At 49.7% G+C, this 17,599-nt stretch carries 16 protein-coding genes; 5 read left to right on the plus strand and 11 right to left on the minus strand.

Going from position 1 to position 17,599, the window contains the following annotated elements; genetic code table 11:
* Positions 1-64: 64 nt before the first annotated feature.
* The 3 genes from BV494_RS07740 to BV494_RS07750 form a co-directional block, all read right to left on the minus strand.
* A complete protein-coding gene (locus BV494_RS07740) occupies positions 65-1,759 on the minus strand; it encodes a methyl-accepting chemotaxis protein (RefSeq protein ID WP_104922342.1) in 1,695 nt (564 codons plus the stop codon).
* 99 nt (positions 1,760-1,858) lie between these two features.
* Positions 1,859-2,452, minus strand: coding sequence for a hypothetical protein (locus BV494_RS07745; RefSeq protein ID WP_104922343.1), 594 nt, complete (start codon positions 2,450-2,452; stop codon positions 1,859-1,861).
* 227 nt (positions 2,453-2,679) lie between these two features.
* Entirely contained in the window at positions 2,680-4,152 is a 1,473-nt protein-coding gene (locus tag BV494_RS07750) for an MFS transporter (protein ID WP_104922344.1), read from the minus strand.
* Between the two features lie 114 nt (positions 4,153-4,266).
* Here BV494_RS07750 and BV494_RS07755 point away from each other — a divergent pair, with 114 nt between their 5' ends.
* Together BV494_RS07755 and BV494_RS25795 are read left to right on the plus strand one after the other, a co-directional pair.
* On the plus strand, positions 4,267-5,265 hold the full coding sequence (locus tag BV494_RS07755) for a helix-turn-helix domain-containing protein (RefSeq protein ID WP_104922345.1): 999 nt from the start codon (positions 4,267-4,269) through the stop codon (positions 5,263-5,265).
* 977 nt (positions 5,266-6,242) lie between these two features.
* Entirely contained in the window at positions 6,243-6,341 is a 99-nt protein-coding gene (locus tag BV494_RS25795; protein ID WP_148267121.1) for a YoaK family small membrane protein, read from the plus strand.
* Positions 6,342-7,013: 672 nt separating this feature from the next.
* Here BV494_RS25795 and BV494_RS26335 read toward each other — a convergent pair.
* The gene (locus BV494_RS26335; protein WP_369694483.1) at positions 7,014-7,595 is read right to left on the minus strand and encodes a S24 family peptidase; all 582 of its coding nucleotides are present in this window, start codon (positions 7,593-7,595) and stop codon (positions 7,014-7,016) included.
* A 627-nt stretch (positions 7,596-8,222) separates the two neighbouring features.
* Between BV494_RS26335 and BV494_RS07770 the strand changes: the two genes are divergently transcribed.
* From BV494_RS07770 to BV494_RS07780, 3 genes are read left to right on the plus strand one after another with little or no spacing between them, the layout of a single operon-like run.
* Entirely contained in the window at positions 8,223-8,585 is a 363-nt protein-coding gene (locus BV494_RS07770) for a GtrA family protein (protein ID WP_104922347.1), read from the plus strand.
* Entirely contained in the window at positions 8,582-9,499 is a 918-nt protein-coding gene (locus tag BV494_RS07775; RefSeq protein ID WP_104922348.1) for a glycosyltransferase family 2 protein, read from the plus strand. The genes BV494_RS07770 and BV494_RS07775 overlap by 4 nt, the downstream gene beginning before the upstream one ends.
* Positions 9,500-9,501: 2 nt before the next feature.
* A complete protein-coding gene (locus tag BV494_RS07780) occupies positions 9,502-10,980 on the plus strand; it encodes a hypothetical protein (RefSeq protein ID WP_104922349.1) in 1,479 nt (492 codons plus the stop codon).
* Positions 10,981-11,375: 395 nt separating this feature from the next.
* On the opposite strand, the gene BV494_RS26340 is transcribed toward BV494_RS07780, so the two are convergent.
* The 7 genes from BV494_RS26340 to BV494_RS07820 are packed head-to-tail and all read right to left on the minus strand — an operon-like array spanning position 11,376 to position 17,595.
* Complete coding sequence (locus BV494_RS26340) at positions 11,376-12,329, minus strand: hypothetical protein (protein WP_369694484.1); 954 nt, start codon at positions 12,327-12,329, stop codon at positions 11,376-11,378.
* A gap of 48 nt (positions 12,330-12,377) precedes the next feature.
* Entirely contained in the window at positions 12,378-12,974 is a 597-nt protein-coding gene (locus tag BV494_RS07795; RefSeq protein ID WP_104922351.1) for a YmfQ family protein, read from the minus strand.
* Positions 12,971-14,116, minus strand: a complete 1,146-nt coding sequence (locus tag BV494_RS07800; protein WP_104922352.1) for a baseplate J/gp47 family protein — start codon at positions 14,114-14,116, stop codon at positions 12,971-12,973. Before BV494_RS07800 ends, BV494_RS07795 begins: the two co-directional genes overlap by 4 nt.
* 2 nt (positions 14,117-14,118) lie before the next feature.
* Entirely contained in the window at positions 14,119-14,553 is a 435-nt protein-coding gene (locus tag BV494_RS07805) for a phage GP46 family protein (protein WP_104922353.1), read from the minus strand.
* A complete protein-coding gene (locus BV494_RS07810) occupies positions 14,550-15,134 on the minus strand; it encodes a phage baseplate assembly protein domain-containing protein (protein WP_104922354.1) in 585 nt (194 codons plus the stop codon). The genes BV494_RS07805 and BV494_RS07810 overlap by 4 nt, the downstream gene beginning before the upstream one ends.
* Positions 15,131-16,192, minus strand: a complete 1,062-nt coding sequence (locus BV494_RS07815) for a phage baseplate assembly protein (protein ID WP_104922355.1) — start codon at positions 16,190-16,192, stop codon at positions 15,131-15,133. The genes BV494_RS07810 and BV494_RS07815 overlap by 4 nt, the downstream gene beginning before the upstream one ends.
* Positions 16,189-17,595, minus strand: coding sequence for a DNA circularization protein (locus BV494_RS07820; protein ID WP_104922356.1), 1,407 nt, complete (start codon positions 17,593-17,595; stop codon positions 16,189-16,191). The genes BV494_RS07815 and BV494_RS07820 overlap by 4 nt, the downstream gene beginning before the upstream one ends.
* Between the last annotated feature and the right edge of the window lie 4 nt (positions 17,596-17,599).

A 17,599-nucleotide genomic window follows, 5' to 3' on the forward strand; every position in this document is an offset into this window, starting at 1 on the left:
TCTGCAGGTGCGTTTCCGCCTCCTGCCAACCTCACTATTTCGGGTAGCGATGAATATTACGTACTCAGAAAGTTTCCCAGTTTTCGGCTAAATCTGTACTTTGCGCTCCACCTGAACCGGCTTTAGAACCTGAAAGGTTCGGAGTCAACAGAGGCAGTCTTGCCGAAGTGCCCGGCTTCTGGCGCACGCTGTTATTTGCGGTCTGACTCAGCGTAAACACCGCCACAGATTGCGTCAGCAGGCTAGCCTGCTCTTCCAGGGCCGCCGAAGCGGACGCGGATTCTTCAACCAGTGAGGCGTTCTGCTGCGTCACCCGATCCATTTCAGTAATGGCCTGTGCAACCTGCTCAATCCCGCGGCTCTGTTCATCAGAAGCTGAGGTGATTTCGCCCATAATGTCGGTCACACGCGTAACGGCGTTCACCATATCGTGCATGGTTTCACCGGCACTTTCGGCCAGTACTGAACCGGTATTAATGCGGCTGACTGAATCATCAATCAGCCCTTTAATTTCTTTTGCTGCCTGCGCACTGCGCTGTGCCAGTGTGCGAACTTCACCCGCCACCACCGCAAATCCGCGGCCCTGTTCGCCCGCACGGGCGGCTTCTACTGCGGCGTTCAGCGCCAGAATGTTGGTCTGGAACGCTATTCCGTCGATCACACCGGTAATGTCGGTGATTTTCTTCGAGCTGCTGGCGATGTCATTCATGGTATCGACCACGTTTGCCACCACCTTCCCGCCCTTCTGTGCGGTTTCTGACGCGCTCAGTGCCAGCTGGCTGGCCTGACGGGCGTTTTCGGCGTTCTGTTTCACCGTTGCGGTCAGCTGTTCCATGCTGGCTGCGGTTTCTTCCAGTGCAGATGCCTGTTGCTCAGTACGCGAGGACAGATCGCTGTTACCGGCTGAAATCTCGCTCGCACCGCTGTAAATCGCGTCTGCGCCGTGACGCACGCCGGATACGGTACGAATCAGTTCGTCCTGCATGTACTTGAGACTATCGGCAAGCTGGCCGATTTCATTACGGCTTTTCACGACTATTTCGTGCGTCAGGTCACCGGTTGCAATTTTGCGGATGGTAATGACGATATTTTTCAGCGGATGGACCAGAATTCGCTGCACACCCAACCAGGCCAGAACCATGAAAATAACCAGCACAGCCAGCACGGTGCCCAGCATCCACATGGCGTGGGTGAAGGAGTTTTCACTGATTTTTACGGCGTCGTTGTACAGACGATCGTTCTGATCGATATACGTGACGAAGGCTTTTTCGAAGTTGTCCTGATACTGCTGCGTGGGTTGTTCGAAGAAATCATTGATGCGGCCCAGACCAATCAGTTCGATCAGTTCAGCAAGCGCATCGTGCAGGACCTGATATTGCTTTTTAGCGTCTGCCGCGTATTCCGCGTTCTGGCTGGCATCCGCAGGAATTTTTTGATAATTGGCGAAATGCTGATCGGCGATTTGCAAATCTTTCGTCGCGGTATCAATCAGTTCTTTTACCGTCGCACCGCTACCCATCTGGTTAGCATCAAGCATGAAACGGACACCCGCACGGTTAAGCGTGTTGCGGGTTTGCAGCAGGTAAATCCAGCTGGCATTGAATTCCGCTTGTTGTAAACGGATCTGCTGTGACGTGGTGAAGTTGTCTTTGTCTGCCTTTAAGGATTTAAAGAACAGGCCGCCGGATACCAACTGTAAAGCACCGAAGACCACCAGTAAGATCACGATACCCGTGACCACTTTCATACGGTTGAACATGTTGTTCCTTTTTAAATGGAAAATATCTGGAATGGTTATCGGCAGAAAGGAGGGGAACTTTATGTGACCGGGGTCAGATTTTTTGCGGAGATAATGGGATCAGGCAACCGTGGCGACAAAACTCTTCAAAAGTGCAATGCGTTGCGCATCAGGCTCGACCAGAAGGTCGTTGTGAATCATCAGCACCACGCCTTTCAGTAATTCTGTGGTGTTGTCGATTTGGGAAAGGGCTTTGAGTTTCTCAATATCATTGCCAATTTCACGCCCTTTCAGCGAAAGACGTTTATTGGCCAGACCGGTCGCCAGTTCTGATGTCAGCAACGTCACCAGACGCACAGCGGCCTCAGGGTTTGACGCCAGCTGATGAATGTAATATTTCAGCAGCAAAGGCACAAAATCAGGCGTTGCGCCTAACTCTGCGCTCGCCAGATTTAACAGGTCAATCATGTGCGCGGGCACACGGCTTTCCACAGCTTTACGTTGTACCTGAAGCTGTTTTTTAATGGCGGGCACGGACTGAAAAGGGATCACCGCAACGTTACCGCAGGTTTTACACACGCCCGCGATGATATTTTTGACGAGCCCGCTGCCGTCATCAAACGGTACATCGCGCAGCTGATAGCTCACGATCCGTAAAGCCTCACACACGGCACATACGGCCTTTTTCTCATCCCCGACTTTATAAATAATCATATTCTTCCTTTTGATCTCTCTGAAACTCATGTGGCCTCAATGTACGCCAGTTGTCGTACTTAATCAAATTCTCATTTTGCACCACGCTGATATCCGTGAGGCCCCGTTTTACGGGCGGATAACACCCTATCTGACAAAAAGATGCATTGATTAAATGATTGTTTTTCAAGCAAATGGAAGACACTACGCAAAGTGCGCTGCAAGAAATGCAGCGCAGATTTGAAAAGTCAGTACGGCTCGCAAGATGCGGGTTTACACCGTCTCCTGACGTTAAACAGCAAATAACTCGCCAGCGCCAGCACCCAGACGCCGGACGCGCCGTACAGCAAAACGCCGGAAAAACCTTCCACCAGTGCTTGCGCCGCAATTTCGCGGGCGACTGAAACGTCGCTGCCACCGGCGATGCGTTCGGCGATTGCCGGTAAATTTTCTCCGGCAGGCAGCAATACTTTCAGGCCGGCGGCGATGCCCGCAACCAGCAGGCTGCCCATCAGCGCGATGTTGATCGCCAGTGTGATAAGCCGCGCGCTGATATCAATACCCGACGCCATTCCCGCGCGGTCGCCGGGAACAGAACCGGTGGTGGTGTTGGTCACCGGCGTATTGGTCAGACCCAGTGCACCACCGGCGATCAGTGCGCCCGGCAGCAGGCTGGTGTGCGTGACGACGGCGATATTCATCAGCATAAAACCCGCGCCGATGCTGAATAATCCCAGCGGGATCAGGCGCGCCGCGCCAAATCTGGCGGTCAGTTTTTCGCCCAGCGGCGGCATCAGCAAAGTGGGTAAGGTGTACGCAAGAAGCGCCAGCCCGGTCGCCACGCTGCTGTAGCCCAGCCCGCCCTGGTAATAAACCGGCAGATAAATCATCAGCGGCCAGAAACTGAAGTTCATCCCCACAGACCCCATCAGCGCGCCGGAAAATGGCCGGATGCGGAACACGGAAAAATCAAACATCGGGTGCGGATGACGCTTCTCCGTCCAGACAAACAGCGCCGCGCTCAGCGCTGTAATCGCAATAATACTGCGCGCCAGCGTGCTTCCCCAGCCCAGGCTGCTGCCCTGCGTAATCAGATACGTCGCCCCCATGACGGTAACCGACAGCGTCAGCAACCCGCCGAGATCCAGTTTTTTGACCTGCCCGTCGCGGGATTCCACCACATTATTCAGCGCCAGAATCAGCGTGATCACCGCGATAAAACAATGCACCAGAAATACCCACTGCCAGCTCAGCCACGCCACCAGAAGCGCCCCGATAATCGGCCCGAATCCCAGCCCGAAACCGAAGGTGATTCCCCACGCGGCGAACGCCTGGCTGCGCGCCTTGCCCTGCGGAAATTGCGTGGAAAGGATAGCGATGAGACACGTCAGCATCGCGCCGCCACTCAGCCCCTGAAGGAAACGTCCGGCAATCAGCCACGCGGCGCTGCCGGATAATCCGCACATCAGCGACGTCAGCCCGAACGCGGCGATACTGATGATGAAAACGCGCTTGCGGCCAAAACGGTCGGCCAGCGTGCCGGTTGCCATCAGCACGGTTGTACAGGCCAGCGTATACGCGTTCATGATCCACTGGAGTTCGCGGAAACTGGCGTGCAGCTGTGCTTCAAGAACCGGCGAGATCACCGGTACGCTGGAGATTTCCAGCCCTGACATCAGGGCGGCGAGGCACACAGCCATCAGTGCCAATGTATTTTTCATGTGTAAATCCTGCAAACATTAAGAGGCGTTCAGCATGGAAGATGGGGGGCGCAGTGGAAATCAGCGGATATGCCATGTATCGTCAAGATCATGCCAAACTGACGGTGACCTGTTATGCAAAAAATTGAAGCCACACGCGTTTCTCCGCCACAAAACCGGCGGCTGGTTTTGCTGGCTTACGAGTGTCTCTGCACGTTTGAATTTGGCATTGCGGTCGAGGCGTTTGGCCGTGCCGATGAACTGACCGGCGAACCGCTGTACGAGCTGTCCGTGGCCTCGGTTGAGGAAGGCACATTTGGCGCGCAGGGCGGCATCCGGTTAGTGGTCGATGGCGGGCTGGAACTGCTCGAAGGCGCGGGCACGATTGTGATCCCCGGCTGGCGCAGCGTCCATGAACCGGCATCTGCGCGGCTTATTGCAGCGTTGCAAAAAGCACACAGCGACGGCACGCGCATCGTATCGATTTGCGCAGGCAGTTTTGTGCTCGGCGCTGCCGGTTTGCTCGACGGAAAACGTGCCACCGCGCACTGGAACAGCACCGATATTCTGGCGCAGAAATTCCCTAAAGTGCAGGTTGAGCACGGCATGATTTACGTCGATGAAGGCAGCATCATCACCTCTGCGGGCGGCGCGGCGGGCGTCGATTTATGTCTGCATCTGATCCGTCGAGATTACGGGATAGAAGTCGCCAACCGTACTGCCCGCCGGATGGTGACACCGCCGATGCGCGAAGGAAATCAGGCGCAACTTATTCAGCAACCGGTGCCCTTGCGACAGGCTAAAACGCTCGCGCCGCTGCTGGATGATTTGCGCAGCCATCTCAATACGCCGATGGTCATTGAGCAACTTGCCGTTCAGGTCGGAATGAGCCGCCGGACATTCTTGCGTCGTTTTCACGATGCGACCGGCACCACACCGGGCGAATGGATGCTGACCGTGCGGCTGGAAAAAGCCTGCGCGTTGCTGGAAAGCGGGAAAATGAGCGTAGACCGCGTCGCCGAACAAGCCGGTTTCGGTTCCCCCGAAGCACTTCGCCACCACTTTCGGCAGCGGCTTAACACCACGCCGACACGCTGGCGAAAAGAATTTAGTGCGAGGGATCTGGTGGGGTGATTTGATGCCTGTTCGGCATTGAGAATGCGCCCCTGAGACCTGGCAAAAAGTCATGATTCTCTGAGCTGCCTGTGCGGCAGCGCACGAAGCTTAGCGGGTTGCCGGCTAGCGCAGTCGTTTCTAAGCTGCCTGTACGGCAGCACAGGGAATCACCCATATTACTCATTAAAATCAAATAGATAATCGGTATTTTTAAGAGTAATTCAAAGGTTTTGAACACTAAATAAATGCCTTTAACTTCATATGCTTACAATTAGTTTTGGGGATGTAAATTGACAGTATTTTTCAGAAAGGGTAATCTGATCAAGGAGTGTGTTTATCCAGTAGCATGAGTTCAATTCTCATAAGCACGCATTTTATTCCGGCTCTTCTTACAATACTAATCATTACAATTCCACGCATTACAAGTGTTGTTTTGATGAATCTTGCAAATAAGGAAAAGCCTATGAATAGAGTATTCCGTACTACCCTAATGATTGCTTCATGTTTCTGTGAAACCGTATGGGCTGGAATAGTAAGCGTGTTTGCAGGTGCCTTCGCTGTCCACTCCGAGCTAGGCTCGGTACTGGATAAACACATTTGCATTTAAGCTAATGCTCTTGTATGAAGTTTCCGGACGGTGGGTTCAAATCCCCCAGCGGTTTTTTTTCACCTGTTGAAAAAATCTTGTGCGTCAAATGTCATCAAAACCCACTTTTGTTGCATTAAATAAAGCAGTCATCTGTTTTATCGCCCCTGACTTTACTCGATATATCCTCAGTATTTGCGCTGTTATCCATTCAGTCTATGATTAACTCCATAATTATTTTAAAACCGGAACGTTCTTCGATCCGATGCTATACAAGGCGCATATGATGAAGTACCTAATGGTGGTCCCTTCATTGCTGTGCATAATTGTCATTATTATCGTTCTTGCATGGGTTATGGATGGCACCTATCCGAGTCTATGACCAGCAAAACTTAACTGAGATATCTTGATGAATCTGAAATTTATTCCCCCCATTATCGTGCTAATCGGTGCGGTTGGATTCATGGTGTGGTTCTTTGCTAGCGGTGCTGCAATGCCTGGCGGGTGAGCGACAAATGGAGGGTGAATGTCTGTTTACTTAATAATTGGATTAGTTCTAATCATTTGGTCATTACCTACACTCATTGTTGCTATCTATAGGAAAGATCGTGATCAGGTAATCCGTGCCAGTAGGGTTTCTTGCATAGCAGCCCTTATCATAGCTGTAGGATATGTTGGGGGCTGATTAGATGGTCTGAGTCGGTAGAGGTCAAAGAGATGTGGACTTTCATTGTTAAATAATTTCACTTTTTAACAGAATAATTTGTTTCCGACATCATGCTGTATAAAGCCTATTTACGATAACCCGGCCACCGAGACGGTTTTTTGTGCACGTTATCTGGCAATCGGCACGCTTCAAACTATTATTACTTCAGCTGACAAGAGATTAGCAGGTCTGCCAAGACAAATAGCATTCTACCCTTACGAAAGCCCGCCTAGACAACGGGCTCTTTTTTTGCCTGCTACTTGGTGAATATCTGAGCATCAGCTAATCTTTGAAGTGGGTGGAGTGAATACCCTCCAGCACTAAGTAATGTTGATAACTTTGATGTTTAGCCCGTCGTTAACACGGGCTATTTTTTTAACTACAAAACAAGATAAACTTAAGTCAAATTTTTAAATTCAGCTACTATAAAAGAAGGAGTAATACTCCTGTTCCGAAGTAAACTTTTGTGATGATTCACTGGCCCTCTTTTGAGGGCATTTTTTCTTCCGCTTCCAGATCGCCACCTTTAATCAGCGTTTCCATGTCAGGCAGATCAAGTGATTGCAACGCCAGTGTCGGATGAAAGCGCACACGCTTCAAGCAGAATTCGCCACAAAACTTTGCGATCACAATGCTGCCTTCCGGTGGTTTGCGTGCTGTATCGATAACAGGGATCGCATCTTTCTTGATGCCAGCCCGCCAGCTTGCATCGCCAACAAGCATCAGATACTGGCTTGGGCGGCTAAACCACTTGCAGGCTTCATTCGGCGTTACCGACTTTTCAACGTAATCCCCTGCAGGTGATGGAAATCCCATATTAACGCCCTCCGTTGGGTTGAAGAGAGCGAACGTCCTGGCGTCTCCTTCTACGGTCGACACGTCGTGAAACGTATTAACGTAGATTTCGATCCAATGGTTGGCCTCGCGTAAACTCCAGTGCCAGTTTATCTTCACCAGTTCCGCCACAAAATCCTCAGTAGTGACAGTCCTGCGTCCTTTCTCGCTTATCTTGATAGCACACTTAAATGCAGCATCAATCTCGTATCTTCTTGGCATTTTTTACCGCCCAAATAACTGTACATGTATACAGTATAATCGTGAAGTATTAGGATTGTGAAGGCCTGCTATTGGAGAAAATCTTAGAGGGCTGATCTGGAAGGAGGGATTTTAATCCCCAGCAGTATCGATATGCATCACTCTATGGCACTGCAAGCGCTGGAACAGAGCATGGGTTCGTGGGAAAATGTCTCATAGTTGTTAATTTTAGGGTTTAGAAGGCGTGCTTATACATATCGAAACGGCTGCACAAATGTTAGGGATCAGCACTGGCGAACTCTTCCATTGCATAACAAGAACTGGGAATGTTTTGGGCTTAAAGCTGCCAAAAACCAAGAACACGAAGCCTGGTGACAACATGCCACACTACATGTTTGTAATGGATGATTTCATAGAGTTTGCAAAAGAGTTTAAGAAACACAAGAGGTCAATGGATAGAAAAGTTATTCCCATGCCCCCAAAATGCAAGCCAAGATAATCAAAACAGAAGTAACCCCTCAACGGCTCATTATCTGACCGGTTAGTGTTTTTTTCCGGAAATAAACGCTAAGTTTGTTTGCTAAATGCTGATCGCTATGCCTTGTGATGATAGAATTCCAAACCTAATCCCGCCACAACTCATTACAAATGCTAAAATTATTCTCCCGCTATATCTCTGTAGGTGTCGTCAATACCTGCATACATTGGGCCGTGTTCGCTTGTGGAGTCTACTTGGCAGGCGTGAACCAGGCGGCGGCAAACTTTATCGCTTTTTTGGTGGCTGTCAGCTTCTCATTCTTTGCTAATGCTAAATTCACTTTTAAAGCAGAAGCCACCTCAAAAGGTTATGTACTTTATGTCGGCTTTATGGGGATTATGAGTTTAATCACTGGTAAAGTTTCTGACTACTATCATATAAACCCACTTATTACCCTTATTGAGTTTTCCGCCATTAGCTTAATATGCGGATTTCTGTTTTCCAAATTTGTGATATTCAAGGAATCGAAATGAAAATATCTCTCGTAGTCCCTGTTTACAATGAAGAGGACGCCATCCCTATTTTCTACAAAACAGTGCGCGAGTTCGATGGATTGAAAGATCATTTGATCGAGTTGGTTTTTGTCAATGATGGAAGCAAAGACTCTACGGAAGCAATAATTCATGCTCTTGCATTATCAGATTCAAACGTTAAAGCAATAAGCTTTACGAGAAACTTCGGCAAAGAGCCTGCTCTATTTGCCGGGCTAGAACATGCTTCCGGTGATGCAATTATCCCTATTGACGTAGATTTGCAAGACCCGATCGAAGTAATACCCAGGCTGATTGAAAAGTGGCTCGATGGTGCTGATATGGTTCTGGCAAAAAGAACAGACAGGTCTACTGACGGTCACTTAAAACGCAAATCAGCTGAAATGTTCTACAAGCTTCACAACAAAATAAGCAATCCAAAGATTGAGGAAAATGTTGGCGATTTCCGTCTAATGTCGCGTGACGTTGTCGAAAACATTAAGCTCATGCCTGAGCGAAACCTATTTATGAAGGGAATTCTTAGCTGGGTTGGGGGCAAAACAGAGGTAGTTGAATACTCACGCGCAGAGCGTGTGGCGGGGACATCGAAGTTTAATGGCTGGAAGTTATGGAATCTGGCTCTGGAAGGAATAACAAGCTTTTCAACCTTCCCTCTCCGGATTTGGACATACATAGGACTACTAGTTGCTTTTATTTCGTTCATTTATGGTGGGTGGCTAGTTGTCGATACCTTGGCGTTCGGCAATCCAGTTCATGGTTACCCTTCTGTTATGGTTTCGATTCTTTTCCTTGGTGGAATTCAGCTTATTGGGATTGGCGTCCTTGGGGAATACATTGGCAGAATTTACACTGAAACGAAAAGTCGCCCACGATACATTACTAAAAAAATGGATTAATCATGATTAAAAGAAATCACTTAGCGTATATTTTTGCCTCGGCTTGTTTAGCTATCGGCGCAGCAATTAGTTTCTATCTATCATCGCGATATTTTTCAGCCGACCCTGATTTTTTGAACTCATCGATTGTTTGGAGTGAAATAAAAACACGTGGCTTAAAAATAATGCAGGAGTGGAGCCCAACCGTTGATAATTGGTACATATCAATTTATCCAATCCACTTTTTAGTATTTTTAATTTTTGGTACGCCAACTATTTTAATGCTAAAGATAATGGCCGCATTTCAGATAACAATCTGCGCATTTCTTGCATCTCTTATCGTTTATAAAAAGACACGAAACCCATTAGCTTTTCTTTTGGTAATATTTTTTACCACAATATCTTATTATTCCTATAATATCGGGTTTGCTTTTCATCTATTCTCACACAACTCTGTAAATTTGTATGGTCTTTTATGTATCCTTATTTACGTGTGTTGGGATAAGAGTCTCGCTGCATGCATCGGAATTTGCCTCATCTCGCTGGCATCATCTATTTCTGACCCATGGTTCGTAGTCGCTTATACTATACCATTATTAATTTTAGCTATTTATGACAAAGTTACGAAAAAAAACACCTCTTGGAGTTTTGTTCTTGCTTACACAATTACTCTGATAATATTCTTTAGCCATATAATTCAGCATTACTTGAAGGTTCCAGTAACTAAATTTCAGATTGCCGATGTTGATATAGCCTTTAGCAATCTTAAATTTTTTATGGTTGATTCTGGGTGGATGAGTAATATATTTTTCATTAAAAACGAATGGGCTTATGTTGCTTCTTCATTAATTATGGTACTTGTGACGATTGCATCTGTTTGTTACAGCAATAAGCTAAATAGCATAAACACTGTATTGCTTTTCTCTTTATTAGGTGTTTCATCATCCTTTATTATTGGACTCCCAGAGAAAGATGAAATATCAGCTAGATTTCTTGCTAATTTAATTTATTTAGTTCCAATTATTCTTTGCGTAAATATAAACAAATTAACCAGAGTTTTCGTAATCCCTTTCCTGTTACTTTGTTTTTCTTCATCGATTCACTCACACATGGTTAATTATGGAAATAATTATGATGAAGAGGTGTTAGATCAAATTAAATTCATGAAAGAACACGACCTAAACTTCGGGTATGGGGCCTATTGGGGTACAAGGTCTAGTAGTGTTACATGGATGTCTAATGGGGATGCCACTATCATTCCTGTTGTCGTAAATCACTCAAATGGCGAGATAAATTGGCAAATCCACCGCTCACAGGTTTTCGAGCACTGGTATAATCCTACGCAGAAACAAACATTTATTGCGATAACTCAGGATCAAGAGACTTGCCCCGTGGTTGAACTATGTATTTCTGGCATGCAAAAACAAAATGGTACGCCAGACAATATTTTAAAATATAAAGACATTACATTTTTAGTTTATAAAAATGGCATACCTCGCTAAGAATACCATATAAATTGCTTTTCTCAGCACCCGCAATAACTTTGGATGATGAGATGGTCATGAGTAAACAAATATAACCAGTTATGATCTTGACGTGTTGCCCATTGCCGGTCAAGTCTCATGTAGCTAGCCCGCTCCTCGCGGGCTTTTTTGTGTACTTGCGGCGCACCAGGAAGGAAAGAAAATTATCAGGCTGTCGTTGGTGTAGGCCACCACGACTTAACGTTCTCAGGTAAAGCATTCCAGAAAACTGCATACCTTGGGTCTGAATCATCTACCGTACCTTGATAAGGGTAATATTCAGGGGCTTGAGGGCCAGCAAAAATTGCGGTGATGGCAGTCTCACCAGAGTCAGAGAATTCTACATAAATCATAATCAAGCCTCACATTGCGTGTTAAAAACTGTATCCGCTAACACTGATAGATATCGACAAGGTGCCGCTGGAGCTACTAAAGTTGTAGTAAATCGTTTGTGCCACTGAAATTGAGACAGCATAAAATGTTGTTACTACCCCCCAGGCTAAACTTGATCCCCATTGATGCTGACCTGTACCTACCACGTTATCAGCGTATAAATTTGCTGTGATCCCGGTTTGAGTGTCACTTCCTAAATTTCCAACCATATCAAAACTAATGGCATTCCGAGGAACGGCAGTAGCTAACGAAGTGGGAAGATTGACTGTAGTCTTAGTCGTTGAGCTAAATACACCAGTAGCAGGGATATCAATATGCCTCCCCGCCTGGATAAACGGCTTAATTAGCCCGCTGGCATTTGTCCCAAATACACTAATTAGAGCCGATGCAGTGTACCCAGCAGGCATATTTGCGCCGCCGTAAACAGTTGGCGCTACTGCCGCCGTGGCGTTGACAGCAAGCAGCGCACTTGTGCCAGTTGTCGGGTTATAAATCGCGTAAAGTGCAACATAGCCAGACGCTGGAGCTGAACCCGTGTCCATCCCGCCCGCGCCGTTGGTCGCCAGATTGATGGTCTTGCTGAAACTACCGATGCGATATTGCAGGCCGCCCAGGGCAGTCCCGACGATCAGTTCATCTGCGGTGAAAGTGGCGGTCGCTGATGCCGTGGTTACGGACATCTTAGCGTTGCGAGCCTCACCCACAACGCCCGTCACGCCGCCTTTGATCAGTAATTTCAGCGCGGCCAGAACCTGTGCGTCATTGGTGGGATCTAATACCAGGCCGCCACCGGTGACAACACTGGCTAATTCGCGTTGTACCGTATTCAGCCAGGCGGCGTCTAATATTGTTGGTGGCGTACCGGCGGCCACATTCCCGTTTGTCCATTCGCCATTAGCATCCGCCGTTGTCGTTATATTCCCAATTTTTTGCATAGAAAAGTCCTCGCCAGTGAAGGCGCTTAAAATCGATTGAAGAATTAATTAAGAATAATAGCCAAACTTAATAATGGTGTGAGAGGGCGCCAGCGCCGTCAGTCTGCACTCGAGGCGTTTATTCCCCCATGAGCGTAGCGGGTCTCCGCAATATGATATCCCCGCCTGCGCGTAGGTAATGGTCGTCTCCGGCGCGGTGACCAGCCAGGTGAAAGGCCAGCTTTCCCCGTTTAACGCATCTCCGCATACCGAGAAGCCTGCCCGTGCCTGCCGGTACACGGTGACTGTCACGTCATACCCGAGCGCTTTTGCAACACCGATAAAATAGGAGGCGGACTGCCCTCCCGTGCTGAACAGTCTCGCGACAACGGCTTTTTGCCTCAACGCAATACTGTCGTTCTCGCCGATGGCACAGTCGTCAGGAAGTCCGAGCGTCTTTTCCCAGTCTGCAAGCATAATTGTTGCCGTGGCCGGGAATGCGCCCACCAGCAACCCCTCTGCCGCATCGTCTGATTGCTGATAGGACTGCGCCAGCGCCCGAAATACCGCTGACTGCACGCTGTCAGTTTTGCGGGGCCACACTAAACCCGTTGGCATCAGGTTCTGCAACGCAGCCGTGTAATCTTCTGTGCTGAACCGGCTCATGTGTAAGTCACCGTACCCCTTACCGGAAGTTCACCCGTCGCGGTCGTGATATTCGCCGCGGGTGACGTCAGGATAAAGCCACTGGTACCGCTGACATTACTGATCGCGATCAGAAGATCTGACAGTAATATCGTAGTGCCCTGCGGGTTTCCGGATTCAAATAAAACACCGTCAATCGCCGCCGCGACCGCGGTGGTAGTCGTACTGTCTGCGGTTGAAATTCCGCTGATGGTAAAGTTAATAACGTGTTGTATCGGAGAGCAAACGTATACCAGTGAAGTGACAGGCTGCTGTGGGTAAATGGCATCAGCCACCCTGCCCTGATCGCCAGTTGCCTTCACTGCTGACCAGTTTTCGAGTTGCGAAATCCCATCAGTGCCGACCGGAAAACCGTGGTTTGACGTATCACTGCCATCGATCATGATGTATACGCCGACCGTTCCCGCCCCCATCAGGCGGCGGACTGTCCACGCCCGCGTGACGCCGGAGACGGCCAGCGCCCAGGATTCATAATCCTCATCATTCCCGCCCTGTGGCGTATTTTGATAGGCTAAAAGCATCCGGGAGCGGAAAGCATCTTCCGTTTCAATGTCAGCGCCATCAGTAATGGCGGTGTTGATCGTCACCGTTGAATCAACGCCGGAAATACTGACATCAAGTGTCAGCTGGGTGCCCGCCGGGGTATTTCCGGCATCACCGCCGCCGGTGGGGTCATCATTGGGATCGGGCAATACAGCAGTGATGGCCCCCGTTGCCGTACCCGATCCCCCGATATCAATTTTCGCGTCTGTTGTGTACTGATAGCCATCCCCACGATTTAGCACCGTACCCGCCGGAATGGTGCCTCCTGAATTACCAGTAAAAACGGTGGCGTTGTTTGTTCCGGCATTAGCGGCTTTTCGCGTCACGCTTTTTATTGAAGCCCATCCCGCCAGATTTTCATCAGTGGCAGACCAGGGTACCGACTGTTTTGCAATCCAGTCGAGATACCCAAAATGAAGATAAGCCAGCCCAGCATCGGCAGAACCCAGAATATTCAGGTTTGAAAAACGTAACGGGGTGCCTACCCCTTTTAACTCGGATTCAATGGCAGCTATGTTGCGCGCACGCAATTCACTCAGCGTCGGCCTGTTGTATGGCATCGTTAAGACTCCCAGACCCAGAAGTAGCGTTTTGATTCAGCGCTTTGTCCCGGTTTTTCGTAAGTAATAATGAGATTTAGGCGGTTCGGGTAAACAATCTGTGTTACGGGTGTAATGCTGGCAACAACACCGTCGTCGATCAGCCATTTCAACGCCTCTGAGGCATAGCTCTCCGCTTTATTCGCTGTGGCCACCGTGAGCTTTTGCCGCCGAAGCAACCAGAGCCTGGAACCAATGGGATAGTCTTGTTCAATATCCCCCCACCACCCCTTTCGGTCGTCGCCGTCATATTCATCGTCATCCCGCGCCAGCCGGTCAGTGAACAGGCTGATTAAAATGGCCGTTTCCAGATCGTCACCAGCCAGCAAATCCCCCGCTGATTCAACCCAGTCACCGAGGGATTGTTCTGCATTCCAGAGCGTTGTGATGTCTGTCATTGAACCTTTTCCCCCGGTTTTTCACTGGTCGGTGAGGAGCTGCCGCTCTGCACGTTTTTCACAACGTGATCGTGGCCATTGTAGACATCGCGCAAATTTTTCAACGTTGTAGTATTACTCCCCGCGTTATCGATAATATCGCCTGAACACTTGAGTACCGGCGTATCGGCAAACACCTCTTCTGATGCAACGATGGTCACCTTAGTCGCATTGATGACGTTCACCTCCTGGCCTTTAGCATCGATTTCTATCCCCGTTTCAGTCAGCTTTACATGCATGCCCCACATGTTGTAGAGAATGGACTCGCCCTGTTCCAAACCAGCTTTTCGGCTGGCCTTATGCCCGGATGCAATCACCACAGCGTTTGACCGGTCACCTCCCAGATAGGCAATCAGGACATCTGAATCAGCCGGTAATGAGGAAGAGAAACCAAATTCCATCATGCGCGGGGTATTACTTTTGACTTCGAGGGGGGTCTCATACTGAATTTGTTGGATCCCCCCCGCGTCGTTGGTCAGGGTTGCGCGCCCTACCCCCAACATCATCATGGCCCTGCGGTAGAGCGTGCTGATGGCTGTCATCTGTTCAACTCCGGTATGAGGCTGTAGAAACGGTAAGGCTGAACAGAGAATGCAGCCGGCGGCATCAGCACCATTTGCGCAGCGGTACCGCGGTCGTCTTTGAGAAAAGTTACCTCTGCTAACAACCACAGCACGTCGTTGATCCCCATTTTGGGGATATTGACCGGGATCAGCGTGTTCGGCTCCCACAATTTACCGGCGCTGTCGCGCCAGTTATCGACGGTGACCTGAAGTGATTTTGAGCGGCCGTAACGGCGGTTCATTTCCCAGTCAATCGCCTGTTGCGCCAGTTTTGGAGTGTTCATCGTGCTTTCAACGATGATGATACGGTTCCGGTACCGCATTTTGGCCACATCAGGATCTTTTGCCGTGGCCTTGGTCACCGCGCCGTATCCGCTGTCATCAACCAGAGGATTGACTGACATTGAGACACCGGTGTATTCAGAGAACCGTTCATCTATTGAGGCCTCATACGCTGCGGCTTCAATATTCACGCCCTGAGATACGCCGCTGGCTGCTTTTTTAGTGCCAACGCGGGTCAGGTAGAGACTGCCGTCTGGCAGATCGTAATACAGTAGCGCGGCCCAGCGGGTGATGCGGTCAATAATTTCCTGTGAACTTTCCCCCCAGTTAAGCGTGAACTGCGGCACGTTTTCCATGTCGGTCACGTCACTCGACACCGTGATGCCATAAGGTGCAGCCAGACGCTGGGCGATTTGCAGCGCCGTCGCGCCGGTGATCACGTTGTTGTTCCATTTGGCCGAACAGTCCACAAGGTCCTGGCATTTACTGCGCCCGGTTGCCCTGACCTCATGCCGAGTGGCAGAAATCATCGGTGCCCAGCGGTCGATATACCCCGTGATGACCGTATCAGCGCCCAGTTTAACCACGCAGGCATCACCTTCTTTCACCAGCTGCTTTTCATCACTGCCGGGGAATTCATCCATTAACGACAGGTCAAAATCGCTGGGCATCCGTTCAATACTGCGGGTGATCCGCACTTCATCCCAGCCGGAAAGAATTTTCCCGCCGATGGTTAACGTCATTTCATCATTCATGAGGTCAGCGCCCTGAAGGTCAGTGGCATAAAGGCCGGATGGACCGGATCGGCCATTTTTACCAGGCCTTCGGTGCGGTCAGCATCCTGATACAGCTTGTTTGCCAAATTTAACGCGGGTAATGACTGTGCCAACGTCAGGGTGGAGACATTGGCCAGAAGCGCGCCTTTTTCTTTCAGCGTGGTGTTTACATTGGTTTTAAGCACCGACAATTCGCTGAACACGGCGTCATAGCCCGCATCTGCTGCAGCCAGAGAAACTTTATCGATCACAGATATGGTGCGCTGAAGCAACGCCGTGGCCTCGTCATAGCTCGCAGGCTCATAAAGGGAAGCGGTATAGGCCATTGCCCCCGCGCACAGCGTGATCAGGTAAATCTGAGCTGACAGTGTGATGCTGCTGTCACTGATGTCAGGGCGATAGGTGGTGTCTGAAAAACCCGAAAGTGTTTCCAGCATGCGTATCAGATCCAGACCTCTCACCTCGCTGTCCAGCAACGCGTTAATCACGTCCTGTGCGCCGCTGGCATAAGCCGCGACGCTGGTTGATGCCAGCAGGCTGACCGTTGTGGCTTCCGCCTTCGCCCTGTCCTCTACCGAAGAGGCCATCTTTTGCGTTACCAGAAGTTCATAATTATCGGTATCTGCTTCGGATGACGTTGTCGTGGTTGCGCCCGACGAGGTGCCGCCGACAGAGCCGGTGTTATAACGGCCATATCGGGTGCTGCCGAACGTAGATTTCAGGGTGTTGCTGAGGTTGGTGGCTTCATTAGCAACGCGGGTAACCATGCCAGTCCAGAATGACACGGTGCTTTTGAGCATTTTGATCACCTGCGTTACCGTCCGAATATCAGAGTTCACCTCGGCAATAAACGTGGCCGCCGATTTCGCCGCCAGCGCCAGCCAGGATGTTTGAACGGTAGAGGCGGCGGGCACAGCGCCAGTCACAGCGAAAACACGCAGCCCCGACTCAATAACGGTCAGGGTAAATTCAAACACGCGCTCTGAGTCTTTGCTTTCGCGCAGCCGGAGGCCGCCTTCTGGGATACTGACCGTCAGTTCGCCCAGCGTGGGGTGGATAAGCGTACCGGAGCCCAGGCTTTCGCAGGCGGCGATCAGGTTATCGCGCTGCGTCATGACGTCCGGTGCGCTGTAGACGAGGCTGCTTTGAATGATAAAACCGGACAGCGTCAGACGGCGGGTAGAACGCCCCAAATCTTCAACCCAGACCGAATCGCGATAAGGGTATTCATGAACGGCCTGCCGGCGACCGAAACTGCCGTCACCGTCAACAACAGCGAAAGGAACGCCGCGAAATGAGGCGGGGTGAATGTGATCCCGCCATTGCCATGTGTCGCCGGAAAAACCTAACAGAGAAGACAGTGCATCTTGAATCAGTGGCATCCGA

Source organism: Rahnella sikkimica, from assembly GCF_002951615.1.
GTDB lineage: Bacteria > Pseudomonadota > Gammaproteobacteria > Enterobacterales > Enterobacteriaceae > Rahnella > Rahnella sikkimica.